The following is an 18,861-nucleotide window of genomic DNA, read 5'->3' as shown; positions in this document are numbered from 1 at the left end:
TTTCACTATTTACCACTCTTCATAAGCCAAAAATTTCGTAGCCAAAGCGAAAAAAACCCTAGCACTTGCGTATGAAGCATATGCATGATACTTATCATCTTTCTCGGAATCTGCAAAGTCGCATACAGACTTTAGCGCAAGATATTTAGGTCTAGGAGAGATTGCCCATCTTGCTGCATAATACATCCCATAAATTTCCATTTCAAGCCCAACTGTATCTCTAGTTTGATTTTCTATAATTTCTTCTACTACTTGAGAGGTTGCTACCACTGACGAACCCGTTGCGACGGGACCCGTAACAATTTTCAATTCATTACTAGGTTTTTCCCCTAGAAATTCATCTTTAATTTCTCTTAGTAAGTCAACGTCTCTTGATATTCTATCAATTGTGTTTAAAATATATGGGTCTACACTAATCTGTTGAATTGTATTCCGATGTATGCGCCTTCCTTCTTCGTACACTTCTTTACCTGCCCCATAGTCCCAAGCGGACTGTGCCAAAATCACGTCTCCGAAATTAACTTTCCCTCTAACGCCAGCAGCTATCCCTGTCATTATAATATATCGAGGAGAAAAATGATATATCATTTTCGTTGTTATTGTGGAAGCAGCAACCATCCCCATATCTGGCAATTTAGCCATAATAACCCTTCGTATCTTATTATCTTTTTCGAATGTGCCTCGAAAATATATATATTGATCATCAACCATCTCTACTTCTTTTACTTCTTGTAGCATTTTTTTTACGACAGATAATTCTTCTTCTAGCGCACATATTACTGCAACATCATAGTCAAACGATCTTCTTCTAATATTATTCAAAATAATTGGGGTTACTTTCTGTATGATTTGACTTAGCTCCTCTTTCCAGTTTCCAGATTCATTATATTCAACCGAACTATGAACCATCTTTGTATCTATGTCAAATTGACTAATCATATCTTTATATTCAGATACAGCAACAACGTAACGCGGATATGAATACCGCTCCGATCCCTGTATCTGTTTTAATAGCTTTATACCCGCATCTGATTCAATTTCACTACCTGGTATCAAAGGAAGACAAATATCAAGTATTAGTATATCTATTGATTTTGTTTCAAGAATTCTTTTGGCTGAATTAACATATGTTTCCGTATAAATCTCGGGTTTAGCATTACCATTTTTCGCAAGGGTTTCTTCGATAACATTTACTATATCATTGGTTTTCCTTATGTTATCATCAACTATCAATATCTTCACTATATCTTCCCTCCAATAATTTCCTCAATCCTCTCGTTTAATACTGTCGACCATAAAGACTCTCCATAGTTTACAGTCCCTTTCCATATACTAGAAAGACTCTGTGAAAACTCTTCGTTTAATGATTCTATGGTAATCCCATTCTCTCCGAAAGTATCAAACTGAGTGATAATTATTGTGGGTATGATAATCCCTCTATGTAGCATGCGTTTCATTATTTCTTTACCTGCAACATACTTCTTGTCACCCCCAGAGTCTTTAATATTCATATCATAAACCGGAAGAGACATATCCAATAACACTAGGTCCCATTCTTCTTCATATAATCTTCTTAGGCCTGCTGTATAGGACATCGCATCATGAATAAATACCTCATTGTAAGTGTTTAGTAAAAAATCTTTGATACGATTTAATTTACTATGATTGTCCTCAATTATTAGGATTTTCATTTAAACTCACCACTTATCTCAATCTCAAATTTTGTCCTATCATCATTAATCTTACACATCACCTTTGGCTTTAATCCTAAATCACAGCTTAATACCTTATATATCTTAGGAATGCCTGACCCTCCTTCTTGTTTAGCAATATTTAAATAAGAGTTATTTTCTATCATAGCAAGTGCATTTTGTATTTTTTTTTCAGTTTCACCTATATCATTCCTCTCATCCAATTCATTTAGCATCTTAACATAGATTCCAGATTCATTGGTAATTAATTCGCAATCTACCTTATATTTTCCGTCTGTATTTTTTTTGGCATACTTGCTAATGTTATCGAATAAAATACCAAATATGGGCACAAAACCATTAGAGAGTTCACTAGCTATTTCTTTCGCTAAGTTCTGTTTATAATTAACATCAAACTCTAATGATGGATGAATATTTTTAATAGCTTGTAATCCTATTTGATATGCACCACTCAGCTGAAAATCAGAATCTTGACCACCTAAATTCCTTTGGAACCAGTTGCTTATTTTTTCTAGTGCGGCATCCATGTCATTTTGTGCCTCTCTAATCCACTGATCAGCCTCAGTGAAATCTCCATTCAATTTTTTATATACCTGTTGTAGCTCCGCGAAGGCCTCCATATATTTGTTTTTTATAGTCCCCTTTATTTCACCTCTCATATTCTCTAAATTTAATTCTGTCATTTCCCATAGTCGCTTAAATACTGCGTCTATAAAATCTTCAATCTCGACATTCTTGCCACTCTTCCACAAATAGGGTTGGAATGTTATAATAATTTCTTGTTGAGAAAGGGAATAATCAAACAGTCCGTTCGTCTTCTTTTCTTCTGTTGATATTTGTATCAATTCTTTCTTCATATGTTCAATTATATCGTCAGTTTTTTTAGTAAATTTAATTATTGCTTTTTCTACTTTTCGCTTATCTCTTCTTTCGCGTAGTCTATTTACCCATTTTGAATCTACCTTATATTCTCCTGAATTTATAACCTTTTCTGCTAAAAGATTCTTGTTTGCTAAAGGAGCCCTCAATTGTCCCGCCAAAGTTCCATGCCTAATGTTTAAACTTAAATACGAATCTAATCCATATTCAGCATCTAAGACAAATTCATTTCTAATAGTAATAACCATTTCCTTTAGAATATCGCCATCATCTTTCAACGCAAGATAATTTATCCCCGATAGTTTTAGACTATATATTGATGCGATTACTTTACTGATCTCATTGTCAATTGCATACTTATATTTGTTATACATCGCTTTTAATTGTTTGCTAATCTTCCCTTTTATAGCATCCGTATTAACCTGAATCTTATGAGTTTCAAAAGTACTGACTGTATTATTTAAAAACAATTTATGAGTTATCCCCTCAATCTCTTGATCATATTCTCTTATGTTCGTTGAATCTATTTCTCTTAAAATCTGGCAAATAGCAATTCTTTCATTTTCTAACTCATTTGATGTTTTTATTGTTAGTAAAACAGGTCCCATTATTTTTGGACTACATACATAGCGTAAGAAAAATACTAGTTGCTTTTTATCGTACGTTTCTTGACTATAGTCTATATTTGAGGCTTTTTCAATATTATTATAATAGAAGAAATCGTCGAATGCGATAGTTAAATCGTCTTTTTTATTCTCATCGATATATTCTGTATATATATAGTATAAAATAGGTATTCTCAGGTATTTTCGTTTAGTTTCTGAAGCATATTTCATAAATTTTTCCATAGGAGCGATATTCACAAACTCTTCATTCTCAAAGAATAAATTTATAAAATAATCTATTGCTTTATCATATTCCTCGTCACTGCACATAATATCCCACAATAATTTTGAAAATTGGATTTTATACAACCGAGGTTTGTCCGTTTTCAAATATGCCTCAAGTGTAGCGAAGTTTCGTTCTTCTTGTACCTGTAACATATCCGAAAGCTGAGATACCCTACATATTTCTGAAGCTTCTAGATATTTTCCCTCTAATAACAACAGACAATATCGTACATAATCAGCCCCCTCTTTTATTTGAATGCTTTTAAGAAAATCCACAGCATCATCCTTCGAAAGATTATCCAAAACTGTTTCGATTGTAATTTTTTGTAGATTTGAATACTTAAGTGCATCAATTTGAATTTTACTATTCATTGGTTTTATATTCTTAAGAACTTCGAAACAAATATCTTTTGCCCACTTGGCTTGAAAACTCATATCACATATTTTCCAAATATCATCAAGTGAATCACGGTATTGATCTGTGAAGCAATAAATATTTTTTAAACTCGTTATGACTTTCTTCTTGGTTTCACATATAGCTATATTTGATTCGTCGTACCCGAGTAGTTGACTCAATTCTACATACATATTAAATAATTTAATATCCGACGATCCATTCTCTATTTTGTCTCTTGTTATCTCATAACACTGTTCTAAATCTCCCAGTATATATCTATTTTTTATACCCATTAGATCATCTTCTATTTGAAAATTTCTCATCCTTTCCTCTTCACTTGCAGTAATAAATCTATACGTCCTTACATTAGAATCATTAACACCCGATATATAGTCTAACACACTATTTAACCAAGCTGGTATTTTTTCAGATACTTTAGAGACATAAAACTTTAGAATGTCTAAAATCGCAATGTATCGGTCAATTAATGGAAATCTATATAGAAAAGCCAATAAATGCGCTATACTAACTTCCGACATTTCAAATAAGAAAGGAGCAATAAAGTATGTGTAGCAATCTGCGGTTTCCCCATGTTTAGGAAAGTTCTTTTTAAATGTTGATAAGTCTTTATTGACAATGAAGCGAAAGTCCCTCGACTTTATTTCATCAGATGACTTCATATCATAGTAGTATAAAACTATAGAAGTAAAAGGATCTTCATTTACGATGTCTCTTTTCATCTCTAGATTTAATTTTCTATATATAAGAAGTTTATTCTCGAGTAGCCAATATGACACTCCATATTTACTTTCCACATTTTCTAAACACATCTTCGCTTCTTCATATTTTTCCTCCAAGATAAATTCATCGATTTTGTCCTTTAATTGCACAAAGTGGTTTATAATATCTTCGTATTTATGAAATATCTTACATTGCCACCGTAATTCAGCTTTTATATCATTTGTAAAATCTGCTTCTCTATTTATACCCCGTTGATTAAACTTTTCGGGAAATAAGTTTACTGTTAAATAGGTTTCACGCACTTGTTTGTTATTGAACACATAGTCAAACTCAGAGTCAAAGTTCTCTGTCGCAATTTTTAACTTTTTTAGGCTATTCCAAAACTCACCTTGCATTTTTTTGCTTCTATTTTTATTCATCTGAATATTTTTAAGTATAATTTCCTTACCCAAAGATTTCATCGTCGGCCCTCCAATATATGCTTTTCCTGGCTACGTTATATTGCTTATCTATTTACTTTATCTCTTGAAGTTATCTGCTTATATTTTAGTGAGAGATTTCTTATATTCCATTTTTCTAGTAATTTATATATTTTTTTACTTTATCCTAAGTAACAGTTTTTCAAACATATTAAACCCCTTACATTATAGCATGTTTTCTACTCATTTTATAGTTCATCTTTGACTTATCCTAAAGAATAATCTCATACATATTCTTATGTAATATACATATTTAAATAATATTTATTAATCAGTAGTATCAAGAAGACAAATACATTTTTAATAACCTGATAGAAACTAGTTATAGTACATATATAAGTTATGGTATCATTGCTGAGTGACATAACAATGTTCCATAAATATTGATGAAATGATTCGTCGAAAGATTCACAAATTGTGTCAATTTTTAGGCCTAGCGTATTCAAAGCAAGAAAAAAAGGATAGAAACCCTATTAAATCAAGGTTTCTATCCTCTTTACTTTTATTCCCACTCGATGGTTGCAGGTGGTTTACTTGTAATGTCATAGACCACGCGGTTAACGTGGGCTACTTCGTTAACAATGCGGGCGCTGATCACTTGTAGCACTTCCCACGGTAGGCGGGCGAAGTCGCTGGTCATCCCGTCGATAGAGGTGACGGCACGAATCCCGATGGTGTAATCGTAGGTCCGGCCATCCCCCATAACCCCAACAGACTTGAAGCCTGGGAGTACGGTGAAGTATTGCCATACGTCACGGTCTAAGCCATGGTTGGCGATTTCTTCGCGCAAGATGGCGTCTGATTCACGGACGATTTCGAGTTTTTCTTCGGTGATTTCGCCGATAACCCGAATACCCAGACCTGGGCCTGGGAATGGTTGGCGCCATACCAAGCTGTCTGGCATCCCCAGCGCTGTCCCCAAGGCACGTACTTCGTCCTTGAAGAGGGTGTTGAGGGGCTCAATCAACTCGAACTGCATGTCTTCTGGCAGACCACCCACGTTGTGGTGAGATTTGATAGTCTCGGCTGTCTTGGTCCCAGACTCGATAATGTCGGTGTAGAGGGTCCCTTGGGCTAGGAAGTCTACCCCTTCCAGCTTAGCCGCTTCATCATCGAAGACATAGACGAATTCGTTGCCGATGATTTTACGTTTTTGTTCAGGGTCGCTCACGCCAGCTAACTTGGACAAGAAGCGATCCTTGGCGTTAACCCGGATGATGTTAAGACCGAATTTTCCAGCTAGGCTATCCATAACTTGGTCGCCCTCGCCTTTACGCAAGAGGCCGTGGTCGACGAAGATACAGGTTAATTGGTCGCCAATAGCTTTCTGTAAGAGCACCCCTACGACGCTGGAGTCTACCCCACCGGACAAGCCAAGCAAGACCTTGCGGTCACCGACTTGTTGACGAATTTTGGCTACTTCCATTTCGATGAAGTCTTCCATGGACCAGTCGCCTTTGGCCCCACAGATATTGAAAGCGAAGTTGCGGAGCAAGTCATTCCCGTGCTCAGAGTGACGCACTTCTGGGTGGAACTGCACGCCGTAGATTTGACGGGCTGGGTTCTCGAAGGCCGCCACCGGGCAGTGATCGTTAGACGCCGTCACGCTGAAACCTTCTGGCACTTGCACGATTAAGTCACCATGACTCATCCAAACCTTCTCATGGCTATCTAAGCCAGCAAAGAGGCCTGTTTCACGTTGGTGAACATCTAACATGGAGCGACCATATTCGCGCTTGTTAGCAGATTCGACCTTACCGCCCAAGAGATGGGTGGTCAACTGCATGCCATAGCAAATCCCTAAGATTGGAATCCCCAATTCGAAGATGGCGGGGTCAATGGTGAAGGCACCCTCAGCATAGACGCTATGTGGTCCCCCTGAGAAGATAATCCCCTTGACATTGCCTTCGGCTTGAATGTCGGCAGCACTGGTATCATTGGCTAATAATTCACTGAAGACCCCAAATTCCCGAATACGGCGGGTAATCAACTGGTTATACTGACTCCCAAAATCCAACACAATAATTTTCTCTAACGATGCCTGTGTTTTCATGCTTTGCTCCTTTACTTCATCTTGTTATTGCCTATTGTACCAAAACCCTGTCCCGGTGTCATTAAATGTCGATGAGAGTTAGGCTGTCACGCCCCAACCCTATATATAACAAAAAAGGAGGGTTGCCCCTCCTCGGTGATGCGGCCAAGAAGACTCGAACTTCCACGGGGATACCCCCACTGCCCCCTCAAGACAGCGCGTCTGCCATTCCGCCATGACCGCAAAATCACTACTCGATTATTATAGCATCCTGGACTAAGCATGGCAAGCAATTTTTTTCATAATTTTATTGCTGGCCTCCTTGCCCTAAATAGAAAAGAGGCTGAGACAAAAGTCTCAACCTCTCTTATCTAAACTAGGCTTGATCTTCAGGACGTTTGGTTGCAACGAGGCCTAATCCGGCTAGCAAGGATAGGGCAGCTGCGCTGAAGAGTAAGGTTTGATCACTTTCACCAGTAGCTGGCAATTGTCCCTTGCCCTCACTTGGCGTTACTTGAGCAGCCTGAGCCACCAATGGTCCGCCAGCTTGTTCTGCTGGGTTAGCCGGTTGACTTGGGGTGGATGGCTGGCTAGGAGTAGATGGTTGACTTGGAGTTTCCTGACGCTTACCGAAACTTACCGCATAGAGCGAGAAGTGGTTAACCGTCAAGGCCACACGTCCATCATCCATCATCTCAAATGGCACTTCATTGACGATTTCTTTGGTGTCGCTGGTCAAGTAGTAAGCCTTGGTTACAGCCTTGTCCACTGGGAAGATAACCTTAGCATCACCTTTGACAGGGACTTCCTTGCCGTCTTTGTTGAGGAAGCTGATTTCATAGGCTTGGTGCTCGTCTTCGCCTAGGGCTGCCAACTTCTCTTTGAGCGGCACAACAGATACTGCCACGATGCTTGGATCCAAGTGTTTGGTTGGAATCTTAACCGAAACGCGCGTATCGCCGTCATTATCCTCGAAAGTCGCTTCGGTCTTGTCCGCATTGAGGGTCACCTTAACCCCTTGGGTTTCATAGAGTGGCAACTTAGTGCCTGGTTGATCTGGTTGACTTGGTTGGTCTGGTTGATTTGGCTCAGGCGTCTTGATTGTCTTGAGGTAATCAGTCATACGGTCCAGGGCCAACTTGGTTAATAAGTTATCACGGCTGAGGCCTTGGTAATAGACATCTACCGCCTTGAGCGCCTGGCGAGCCTCCTGACTATCGATGGCTTTGACCCGCTCTAATTGCGCTTGATAAGCGGATTGATCTAGTGGCGTATCGGCAATCTCTGGTAAGACAAAGCGTAATTCGGCCGCTGATTGGAAGGCGCCACCATCCCCGTAGGACTCTGTCCCAGTAATGGTTGCCTTCTTGACCTTAATTGGCTTATCGAATGGAATCACTTTGGTCTTAGCGTCGTCGGCCCAGCCGTCAAATTCAAAGCGATGCTCCTTACCTTCCTCATCCACTAAGACTAGGTTCCCCTTCTTGAGGCGACCGTTCGAAGCGTCTTGGCGTGGCACATATTCGAAGCGTGTGATTTCCAATACTTTATTGAAGTTTACCGTAGCTGGTTCGCCGATGGCCCGACGATCCCACGGCGTATGCCATAAGCTACTATTGTCTCCATCGAAGGCATACCATAATTCTTCCCCTTCATGATAAGGGGCGTCGACAGATTCAATGTCATCCCAGTTAGCAGCAGAACGTCTAGCTTGTAGGGCTTCTTTGGCTGTTTGAACGGCTTCAATCAGCTTGTTGGCATCTTCCACGCTAATGTTATCGTCGGCTTCAGTCAAGGCCAGCAGGGCATTCTTATAAGCTTCTAGACTACCTGGTGTATAGTTGCCGTCTACCACTGGCACATTTTCTTTGTAAGCTTCGTCCACCAGTAATTTACCTGTAACGGTCACTTCTTCAATTTGGAGGTTATCCATCATGAAGTCCTTATAGCCGCGGAAATCTACGGCACTACCGGTTTCACCCTTGTTGTCGGAACCTCGGCTAGTTGAGTAAATCCCTACCCAGGTATTGCCAGAATCAGAGGCTTGGACGATGAAGCTAGCCTTACCTGGCTTGTTGGAACCCTCCCAGGTATTGCGTAAGCTATGCATCTTGAGCTTGCTGCGACGGGTGTACTCGCCATCCCCTTCGACAAAGGCATAGGCATCGTGAGAGCCTGCTTCATAATCGAAGGTGACACGATAGGTTTTTCCTGCTTCGAAGCGGAAGTTTTGTGGGATGGTTTGATAGACTAATTTATCACGTCCAGTCAAACCGTTAGTCTTGAGCGACCAGTTGCCTTCGATGACGTCGTTAATCTTCTTATCATTCCAACCCCGTTGGGTATATGGATCATGCCGTTCTGACAAGTGAGTCCGGTTATCCTCTACCCCTTCAACGTTACCGATAACGAATGGGAAAATCCCTTGTGGCACTTCTTCGAAGTCTTGTTTGAAGGTACCTGGCGTCGTATCGTGCTTACCACTATACATCGTGGACTGGTTCTCAAAGACCCGAATTTCATCGAAGTAAGTAGCTTCTTGATCGGCATCACGACCCAGAGTCAGGGTAACGTTGCTGACGTCTGAACCTGTTGTGAAGAAGACATACATGTTTTGGAAGTAGCTGGTATTGCCAACTGTTGCATTCTTAGGCAAGGTGTTGTGGGCGTGCGCTTGAACATAGTTCTTGGCAATGGATTTATGGGTGTAGTTGCTAATGGTTTGGTCACCAGATTTAATGGTGATATCTGCCTTGGCATTACTACGGTTATCCACCCCAACATAGACAGCATAGCGGGTGTTAGGCTTCAGGTCGGTGAGTTTCTGCGTTAGGGTCACCCGTTCCTTGTTACCTTCAATCCGCAACATTTCATTTGCCCCTTGAGACTTAACGATTTGCGCGTGTTGACTATCCCCTGTCTTAGTCCAATGATCTAAGGTGCCACTGTTGAAACCTTGGTCATAGAGGTGGAGGCCTTCGCTCCAGGTCATGGTGCGTTTGCCTTGGGCTACTTTATAAAGCACGTAAGGTTGATCCGCTAGGGCGTCGATAGTAATGCGACCTTGGCTATCGACAGCTAGCTCTACTTGTTCCTGTTTACCTTGGTCAGTCAACTTGTAGAGATAGACCTTATCACCGCGCCAAGCTTCTGGCAGGGTCCAGGTGGTTTGCCCAGCTGTCTTGGAGAAGAAGTACATCTTCTCTTTGTCGCCAGTCAAGGCTTTACCGTTAGCATCCCAGTTCCATGGGGTCAGGTAAGCACCGCCATTTTCAATCACACGACCGTTGAGGGTGACCGTACGTTGACGGTAGCCCGCATCATTTGGATTGTTCGATAGACGCTTGATGACGATTTGGTCGCCGGCTTCATTAGCCAAATGCACTTCCATTTCTGGAGTCCAGTTATAGGTTTGGCCATTATCGGTCATTTGGACAGGGTGGCCGTTGACCCACTTGGCTACCTTGTAGTGTTGGAAGAATTTGGTCATGACATCGTGTTCGAAGAGGTTGGTAATATAACCTTCATAGTCACTGCGGCCTTGCCAACCTTCGAAGTCTTTCATGTCGTAACCACCTAGGAGTGGATAGTTGGCTGCCCCGCCATAACGTGGATAATCCCCTACCCATGCATCTTTTTGGTGGTTGCGGATGAAACGAGCAATATTGGAGTTAATCCCCTTGTTGGTATAACCACCATAGGTTAGGTCAGCTGCCCAGTGTTGGAAGGTTGAATCATATTCACCCCCGTGGCCCCACTCAATGGTGAAACGCCAGCCTTGGCTATTGATTTCCTTAGCAATCACGTGGGTAGCCCAAGCACCGTTGTCCCCGGACTGGCCGTTGCCCCATACGTCTAAGTAAATAAAGTCTAGGCCTTCACCCAAGGTTTCTTTGAGGTCTTTCCAGCGTTTGAGACGGTTATGAGCTAAATCGTAAGCCGCGTCAATGTTAATCCCTTGGTCTAGCCAGTTCCAACCATAGCTATAAGTCCCGTCTTCGCGTTTGCGCAAGATTGCTTCGCTAAAGTATTTAGATTCTGGATAGGTTTCAGAAGCATTGACGTGAATCCCTAGTTTGGCCCCATATTGCTTGGATTTTTCAATCAGGGTCTTGAAGTCTTTGACGCCCCCAATACGACGGCCAATGTCGGCATAATTGAGGTGGCCAGAGTCGTGCCCTTCACTGCCGTAACCCTTAAGCAAGACAGATTGTCCTAGGCCATCCGTATGCAGATTGACCTTCTTAATCCCGTCTAGGGTCATGAGGAATGGGTTTTGGGCATGCGAACCGAAGTTCATAGCAATCCGGTAAGCTACCAGATCCGGCACACTTTCAGAACCTTTAGGGTTATTCATAATCTTGCGGAAGGCGATGGCCCCATCCTGCCAGTCTACTTGTTTATCCTTATTAAGGTCTTGGGCGAAGACCACCTTGCTACTTGGCAATTCGAGGGTATATTCAGGATAAACCAGTTTGCCATAGGCCCGTTGGTAGTAGTAAGGGGAGCTTTGAATCCCGATATAGTTAACGCCGGCTACGCGTTGCTTGAAGGCGGTCAGACGCGTGAAGTCTTCAGATCCACCACCGTAGCTAAATTGTGAGTTGCTCCAAACCCCGGCAGCGACTTTGTCAGAGGAAACAAAACCATACATGAAGCCATAGGCGAAGTCATCCATCTTACCTGGCACTAGGTCCACATGGCTATCACCTGCCCGGTGGGTATTATTGGACATCCAAGAGCCATCGAACTTGGCTCCAGTTTGATTAGAGCCGACAGAAACTAGGGTGTTACCTGGGAATTCAATCGTCGAAATCAATTTACGAGGGTTATCGATTTCTTTGCCCATGGTCACCAAGTTTTTGTTTTCTACCTTGGTCACATCAAAGTGCAATTCATTGCCCACTACCTTGAGTTGTACAGTAATAACCGCATCAATAAAGGCTTCAGGATTCTTAACCGTCAGCGTGTACTCGGCAGTCGCTTGATCCACCTTGCGGTAAGTCACTTGAGGCTTAACATCAGTCCCGTTAATGCTGAGCTTGTCTAGTTTTTGCACTTGCCCGGTCATAGTATGGCCGCCGAACTGATAGTGCTTGATGCGTGGGAAGAGGGTATCAATTTCAGCATCTAAGACATCTGAACGAATGTGGTCGTAGACAACATCTTGGTCGTTGGCTGCTAGGCCTGGATCCACTGCTCCATTATCTGGTTGACTTGGCTTGAGGTTAGACTGGTCGTCTGCCTGCACAGCCACACTAGTCCGTTCATTGCCCCAAGTTGCCGCCTTGAGGTAAATTTTATTTTGTCCTTCTAAGGCCGTCTTCACTTCTTCTGGCACTAGTAAGGTATCGAAGAGGCTCTTCCCATTATTAGTGGCATTGAGCTGGCCATCCTTCTTGTAAGTGATGGATAGATTGTTGACCTCTCCTGGTTTAGGGGCGGCTACCCGACCTTTTTGATACCAGGTGCTAGCCTTAGGCGATTTATATTCCCAGAACCAACCATCGCGGTCGTAGCCGACGAAGATATGGTTGGCAGGGTCCTTATACTTGAGGAAAACCCCGAAGCGGGATTGTTTTTCTGTTGATAGGTCTTTGAAGGTCAAGTTGACACTGGCATTGCCATCCTGGTCCACTTCCAGTCCCTTTTTCTCAAAGAGGGCAGGGTTCTGTCCGTTATCATTCTGAGCAGTAGAAGCCAGTTTATTGTAGCGTACGCCTCCTTCTTCCACGACTTCGACGGTCCCCTTACGGCTGCCGGTCGCAGTCCAGTCTGGTGCTACTGCTTTGTCTTCAGTCGCCGCAGGACTCGGATTAGGGTTGGCCTCCTCAGTGGCAGAAGGACTTGGAGTCTCTGTCGCTGGCGCCTCCGCTTCTGATGGAGTCTCTGTCGCTGCTGGCGTATCTGTTGCTGTAGGGGTAGCTTCCGCACTTGCAGCTGGCTCAACCACATCAATGGCTCCCGCCGGAACAGGCTCTACCTCACTGGTGGCTGGGGTGTCGGAGACAGCTTCTTGGGCCGATACGCTTGGACTTTGGCCTAATAGAAAGGCCCCAATAATGACGGAGCAAGTCCCAACACTGAGCTTACGAATGGAAAAACGACACTTCTTATCAAACAAGTTCTGAATCGAATTTCGCATGATAATCCTCCTTATAAAATATAATAGTTTCTTACCCCTCTATTATATTGTATCCCCTTACAAAAAGAATTATAAATTCTTGCTGAATCATTTAGCTTTCTTGCGATATTTGTCTTTTAATTACGTTCCTTATGGAGGTAAAGCTTGTTGTCTAGCCATCCCCATAATTTCTTAAATTTCTCTGTCTATACAGAATTCGGGCATAAAAAAGAGGCTGATTAATCAGCCTCTTGAATATTAATGATGTCTGCGCGCTAAGTCTTGGAAAGGCAAGCCCCGGTCTTGGGCCCAGTTACGCAAGTCTCCTGTCAGAATCAGATCAGTAGTCTGAAGTTCTTGCCAATCACGCGCACCTAAAAGCAGATAGAGTTGGCGTAATTGCTCCTGCCAAGCTCTGACCCCTTCAATGGTCGCTTCAAGTCCCTTATTTTCCAGATGGTGCAGGAAGTAGCCGGCTAGGCCGACGGCTCTAGCTCCCATGGCGAGGGATTTGATAATATCAACGGGTTGATGGATACCGCCACTAGCCAAAATCTCCAACTCGACAGGTGCTACTCGTGCTTCCAAGAGCGACTCTGCCGTCGTCTGGCCATATTGGTAGAGGGCTTGGAATTGAGGTGTCTCGTGTCGTTGGTCTTCAATCTGGATGAAATTAGTGCCACCCCGACCGCTGACATCCACCGTCTTCACGCCGACTTCAGCCAAGCATCTTAAGGTTTGTTGACTCATACCGAATCCTACTTCCTTAATGATAACCGGGCAATCCAGGCCATTCACTAAGCGCTCAATTTGCTTTAACCATTGGCTGAAGTCGCGGTCCCCCTCAGGCATGACCACTTCTTGGGGCCGGTTGAGGTGGATTTGCAAGGCATTGGCACCCATGGCCTCCAAGACTCGCTGAGCCGACTCTAGGCTGTGATGGGCCCCCAGATTAGCTAGGATAAACCCATCTGGATTGACCTGGCGCATCACTTGATAGCTAGTCGCCACTGTCGGATCCTTGACCATAGCACTAGCCGAACCAGCCGCTAGCGCTAGCCCCGTCTCCCGCGCCACAATAGCCAGTTGCTCATTGTATTGGCCGGTTAACTTGGAACCACCCGTCATGGCATTAATGTAAAAAGGAAAGGCATGAGTGTGGCCAGCCCACTGAGTAGTCAGGTCAATCTCATCTTGAGACAGGAGCGCCAAGGGATGGTGGACAAAGCGTAGTTGATCGAAGCAACTAGCGGTCTGAACCCCTGCCTGTTGGGCCAAGGCTAAGTGAAGATGGTCGGCCTTACGATGGGCCATTAAGTTTTCTTCTTGCATTAATTTCCTGCCTCCTCAGAGGGCCTTTGAGGCGCCCCTATCTCTAGTTCGACTAGGGTGATGCCGGCCGCCTGCCAAGCTGCCGCCAACTCTTTCTTGAGTCCTTGGCCTTGGCCGACCGCAATCCCGCAGTCTCCCCCTCCAGCCCCCGAGGATTTGGCCTCGAATTGATAGGCTTGTGCAATAGTCACCAACTCTCGAAGGGCCGGCGTCTCAATAGAGAGGGTATTGTGTTTTTCAATTTGTAGTAATAAATGTCGGTAGTCAGCCAGGCGCGATTGGATGGCTAAGTTGTCACCAGTCTCAAAAGCTGTCTTGATGGCTTGGACTGTCTCCTTGGCCGAACTTAGAAATGCCTGATAGGCGACACCAGACCGGTCCTGCCACTGGTCAATTAAGTTATCGGTAGAAGCTGGCACGCCAGTCCAGCCTACTAAGACCTCTAAATCCGCTGGCGCAGACATAGGCTGGATGACCAGACTAGGCCAGTCTTGACTCAGCAGGGATAAAATCGAATGGTTTGCTAGGGCTTCTTGTAGCCAAACCCGATCCGGGGCCACATAGTAGAGCCAGCCGCCATAAGCATTGACCGCTAAATCAGCCAGACTCCCCTTAGAACCTAGGCGCATCATGGCCATAGCAGCCAACTTATAGTGCATGAGCGGCGACTTAGCCACCAAGCCATAGAAAGCCAACAAAGCTTGAATAGCCGCCACCGTCACTGCCCCACTAGAGCCAAAGCCGTATTTACGACCATTGTCTGCTAGCAGCTGACTGTCTATACTTAGGCGATAGTCTTGTAAAGGGCGCCCCACTTGCTCAACTAAGTCTTCCACTATTTGCATGGCGGCTAGAACATAGCGCCACTGAGCCGAATCAGCCTCATAGAGACTTGCCCGCTCATAGTGCCAGTCTTCTAAGCTTGGCAGATTAGACTGGAGCAGACCTCGGCCTGGCCAGGGGCTGATGCCCACTTGGCAATGCAAATACTGGCTAACTGCGAAGAGCAGGGCCGGTTGGCCTGGGGCCAAGACAGCATACTCGCCCGCCAGAAAGAGTTTGCCGGGTGCCCAGCCCTGATTAGTCCCAAAATTCAGTTCAGGTGCCAAATCAAAAAGCTCTAAAAGCTGGTCCATTGCTTCCATGGGCTGCCTCCTTCTTAATTATGAATTGGATAAGGTGCGGGGCCAGGGTAGGCCACCGCCAATTGCTTGGAATCAAATTCGGTCATAAAACGATCGCGAATAGCCTCTGCTTGACTTGCTGGACAGAGAACCTTGACATTAGGACCAGCGTCCATGGTGAAATAGGCGGTGAATCCTTCTTGCCGTAGTTGTCGCACCAAGTCCATGGCCTTGAGCGAATCCGCCTCCCAATAGCTAAAGCTTGGGTTGGCCGCAATCATGGTCGCATGCATCTTCATGGCATTGTGTTCAGCTATTTGGCCGACACGGTCTAGGTCATGGGCTAGAATAGCAGGTTGAATAGCAGCCAAATCCTTGGCAACTTCATCAGGCCACAAGGCATAAAAAGGCGATGTCTCCATGGTCTGGGCCATACCTTGGCGGCTAGAAATCTTTTTGGTCCCTTTGTTAACCATAACGACTAGCATGGCTAAATCCCAGTCAGCTGCCTCAAAAGGTTCAGCATAAGAAGAGTCGCTGTCCTCTCCCTGGCCCGCATGCCAAATAGCGAAGCCACCAAAGAGACTACGGCTAGCAGAACCTGAACCCTGACGGGCTAGAATAGATAGTTGACGTTGGGATAAGTCCAGGCCTAAGGCGGCATTGGTCGCACAGGCCAAGGCTGCGTAGGCTGAGGCCGATGAAGCCAAGCCAGCTGCCGTCGGAACATGATTGGTGCTGGTCACCAGAGCCCGGCAATCGGTCTGGGCAAGCGCCCGAAAACGGTCTAGGAAGGCTGAGACTTTGGCTACTTGGCTAGCCTCTTGCTCCTGGCCATCGAGAATAAAACGGTCATGGGCTAGCTGGGCATCAAAAGTCACTTGAGTATCGGTGTAGAAAGCATCTAAGGTCAGTGACAGCGAACTTGTCACCGGCAGGAAGAGGGCTTGGTCGCGTTTGCCCCAATACTTAATCAGGGCGATATTGGTATGAGCGCGATAGGTCGCGCTCCCTTTTGGCTCAATCATCGGGCTCCTCCTCCTTTTAAATGGCCATGGTCCAGGTGCGGCCGGCGCCTGCCTGACGCATGGCCTGACTAATGGCCTCGGCCTGCTGGGCCTGGCTGGCTAGGGCAATGACACAGCCACCCAAGCCCCCGCCTGTTAACTTAGCACCTAAAGCGCCAGCTAACCAGGCGGATTTGACAATATTATCCAGCTCAGGGGTCGAAACCTTGAGCTGGTTGAGATAATAGTGGTTGTATGTCATCAGACGACCCAAGGCCACCAAATCTCCTTGGCGGATGGCCTGCTGGGCTTGAATGGTGCATTCCCCAATAGCTGCCATGGTCTTCATGACCTGGTCAGGTCGGTCTTGCGCTAGCTGAGCTACTTGAGCGACAGCAAGCTTGGTTTGGCCTGCCTGGCCACTATCGGCAATCACCAGATAGCCTCCCAAGTTCATTTGGAAGGCTTGTGGCGTTAGGCCCTTACGATAGAGGGCGGGCTGTGTGGTGGAGGTCATCAAGGTATCCAGGCCACTTGGCGCACCGTGGGCCAAGACCTCAGCCTGGTTGACCATGTAGTGCAGCACTTCCTGAGTCAGACTGACCCCATAGTAATCGGCCAAAGCCCGAACCAGGGCAACCGCCACAGCGGCTGACGACCCCATGCCTCTTTCCTGAGGAATGTCGCTATCAATACGAATATGGATGGCCGAGACCTGTTTTTTAGGCGCGCAATGCTCCTGAGCCAAACTGATAGCAGCCTGAACATTTTGCAACTCTTGTGGCGCATCTGCCAAAGGCCCCTTATAGTAGCGACAGAACAAATAGTCTGCCTTGTGTTGGGTGGGTGTTACCCGGACACGGATGGCCACAGCTGGTACCGGCAAGGCAATGGCTGGGTAATCGTAGACAACGGCATGCTCCCCCATAAGGATAACTTTACCGTGGGCGGTCCCCATACCCACTGGACTGTCCGCTACTTGGCTTTTTATATTTAATTCTTTATGTTGATTTTCTAGCATCTTTTTAGGCACAAAGAGGTCCCCTTTACGAGTCAATTCGTCATGTTCTATTGTAGCGCATCCCAGGAAAAAGTGGGATTTTTAGGGAAAGTTTTAAGCAATCTTAAACTTTCTTAGATTCTGTGGTAAAATAAGCCTAAGCATCCCCGTCAGGAGGTATCTCATGTCATTGGAAATGTTCACGCGCTACGCGCCCCAAGAGTGGCAAAAGCTCCACCAAGAGGGCCAACCTATCCCCCAGGTCCATGAATTGGCTCGACTGGTCTCACTTAATGACCGCCTGTCTCAGGCAGACGTGGCCACCATCTATGCCCCTATGATTCATTATTTGGACATGATGATGACCTATCAACAAGCCTATCAGTCTGCCAAATATCAATTTCTTCAGGGCCAGAACCATCCCTCGCTCCAATCCCACCAGCCTTTTGTCATTGGGATTTCGGGGAGTGTAGCAGTCGGTAAGAGTACAACGGCCCGGGTCTTACATGAGCTACTGAGCCGGACCTATCCAGAGCGCAAGGTCGCCCTGATGACCACCGATGGTTTTCTCTATCCTAACGCTGAATTAATTCGGCGTGGTATCCTAGGCCGCAAGGGTTTCCCAGATTCCTACGATATGCCTCGACTCCTAGACTTCATGCAACGTATTAAGACGCGTAAGGGGCCAGTCAGCTACCCTGTTTATTCCCACCAGGTCTATGATGTCTTAGTCGGCCAAGAAGCCGTTATGGAAGATCCCGACATCCTGATTGTGGAAGGTATTAATGTCTTGCAACTGCCACAGAACCAGAAACTCTATGTCAGCGACTTCTTCGATGTCTCCATCTATATCGACGCTAACCCTGTCCATATCCAACGTTGGTACATGGAACGTTTCGAGCTCTTACTGGACTTGGCCAAGCAAGACCCTCATAACTACTACTTCGATCTGTCCCAAAAACCACGCGAACAAGCCCGCCAATATGCTAACGAGGCTTGGCAGACCATTAACCTAGTTAACTTGATTCAAAATATCGCCCCTACACGTGAGCGGGCAGATCTGATTCTGCATAAGGCCTCCAACCATTTGGTAGATAGCATTTATGTCCGGAATTACTAGAACTTCAACAAACAAAAAAGTCGC

At 44.9% G+C, this 18,861-nt stretch carries 10 protein-coding genes and 1 tRNA gene; 1 reads left to right on the top strand and 10 read right to left on the bottom strand.

The genetic code is table 11. From position 1 onward, the window contains the following. Positions 1-9: 9 nt before the first annotated feature. From ACO53F_RS07295 to mvk, 10 genes are all read right to left on the bottom strand, one after another. Positions 10-1,242 carry a phosphorylase family protein gene (locus tag ACO53F_RS07295; RefSeq protein ID WP_485137898.1) on the bottom strand — a complete coding sequence of 411 codons (1,233 nt, stop codon included), beginning with the start codon at positions 1,240-1,242 and terminating at the stop codon, positions 10-12. Continuing rightward, a complete protein-coding gene (locus ACO53F_RS07290; protein ID WP_485137897.1) occupies positions 1,242-1,691 on the bottom strand; it encodes a hypothetical protein in 450 nt (149 codons plus the stop codon). The genes ACO53F_RS07295 and ACO53F_RS07290 overlap by 1 nt, the downstream gene beginning before the upstream one ends. Continuing rightward, positions 1,688-5,080 (bottom strand): hypothetical protein, encoded by a 3,393-nt coding sequence (locus ACO53F_RS07285; RefSeq protein ID WP_485137896.1) that lies wholly within the window; start codon positions 5,078-5,080, stop codon positions 1,688-1,690. The genes ACO53F_RS07290 and ACO53F_RS07285 overlap by 4 nt, the downstream gene beginning before the upstream one ends. 520 nt (positions 5,081-5,600) lie before the next feature. Then, positions 5,601-7,151 (bottom strand): glutamine-hydrolyzing GMP synthase, encoded by a 1,551-nt coding sequence (gene guaA / locus ACO53F_RS07280; protein WP_485137895.1) that lies wholly within the window; start codon positions 7,149-7,151, stop codon positions 5,601-5,603. A gap of 139 nt (positions 7,152-7,290) precedes the next feature. Then, positions 7,291-7,373, bottom strand: a tRNA-Leu gene (locus tag ACO53F_RS07275). A gap of 133 nt (positions 7,374-7,506) precedes the next feature. Further along, positions 7,507-13,275: an endo-alpha-N-acetylgalactosaminidase family protein gene (locus ACO53F_RS07270; RefSeq protein WP_485137894.1), complete on the bottom strand. Its 5,769-nt coding sequence runs from the start codon at positions 13,273-13,275 to the stop codon at positions 7,507-7,509. A 237-nt stretch (positions 13,276-13,512) separates the two neighbouring features. After that, entirely contained in the window at positions 13,513-14,586 is a 1,074-nt protein-coding gene (gene fni, locus ACO53F_RS07265) for a type 2 isopentenyl-diphosphate Delta-isomerase (RefSeq protein WP_485137893.1), read from the bottom strand. Next, positions 14,586-15,731 carry a phosphomevalonate kinase gene (locus ACO53F_RS07260; protein ID WP_485137892.1) on the bottom strand — a complete coding sequence of 382 codons (1,146 nt, stop codon included), beginning with the start codon at positions 15,729-15,731 and terminating at the stop codon, positions 14,586-14,588. Before ACO53F_RS07260 ends, fni begins: the two co-directional genes overlap by 1 nt. A 14-nt stretch (positions 15,732-15,745) precedes the next feature. After that, complete coding sequence (gene mvaD, locus ACO53F_RS07255; RefSeq protein WP_485137891.1) at positions 15,746-16,738, bottom strand: diphosphomevalonate decarboxylase; 993 nt, start codon at positions 16,736-16,738, stop codon at positions 15,746-15,748. Positions 16,739-16,754: 16 nt separating this feature from the next. After that, on the bottom strand, positions 16,755-17,750 hold the full coding sequence (mvk, locus tag ACO53F_RS07250; RefSeq protein WP_485137890.1) for a mevalonate kinase: 996 nt from the start codon (positions 17,748-17,750) through the stop codon (positions 16,755-16,757). 151 nt (positions 17,751-17,901) lie between these two features. On the opposite strand from mvk, the gene coaA reads away from it, so the two are divergent. Further along, a complete protein-coding gene (gene coaA / locus ACO53F_RS07245) occupies positions 17,902-18,837 on the top strand; it encodes a type I pantothenate kinase (protein ID WP_314181370.1) in 936 nt (311 codons plus the stop codon). Positions 18,838-18,861 lie beyond the last annotated feature (24 nt).

This window comes from Abiotrophia sp. (assembly GCF_057275535.1).
The sequence above is the reverse complement of the archived record's forward strand: the minus strand, read 5'-3'. Positions and strand labels throughout refer to the sequence as shown.

Excerpts from the sequence above, each read along its gene's own strand:
- coaA (WP_314181370.1), top strand. The coding sequence starts at position 17,902 with ATGTCATTGGAAATGTTCACGCGCTACGCGCCCCAAGAGTGGCAAAAG.
- mvaD (WP_485137891.1), bottom strand. The coding sequence starts at position 16,738 with ATGATTGAGCCAAAAGGGAGCGCGACCTATCGCGCTCATACCAATATC.
- fni (WP_485137893.1), bottom strand. The coding sequence starts at position 14,586 with ATGCAAGAAGAAAACTTAATGGCCCATCGTAAGGCCGACCATCTTCAC.
- ACO53F_RS07285 (WP_485137896.1), bottom strand. The coding sequence starts at position 5,080 with ATGAAATCTTTGGGTAAGGAAATTATACTTAAAAATATTCAGATGAAT.
- guaA (WP_485137895.1), bottom strand. The coding sequence starts at position 7,151 with ATGAAAACACAGGCATCGTTAGAGAAAATTATTGTGTTGGATTTTGGG.
- ACO53F_RS07260 (WP_485137892.1), bottom strand. The coding sequence starts at position 15,731 with ATGGAAGCAATGGACCAGCTTTTAGAGCTTTTTGATTTGGCACCTGAA.
- ACO53F_RS07290 (WP_485137897.1), bottom strand. The coding sequence starts at position 1,691 with ATGAAAATCCTAATAATTGAGGACAATCATAGTAAATTAAATCGTATC.
- ACO53F_RS07270 (WP_485137894.1), bottom strand. The coding sequence starts at position 13,275 with ATGCGAAATTCGATTCAGAACTTGTTTGATAAGAAGTGTCGTTTTTCC.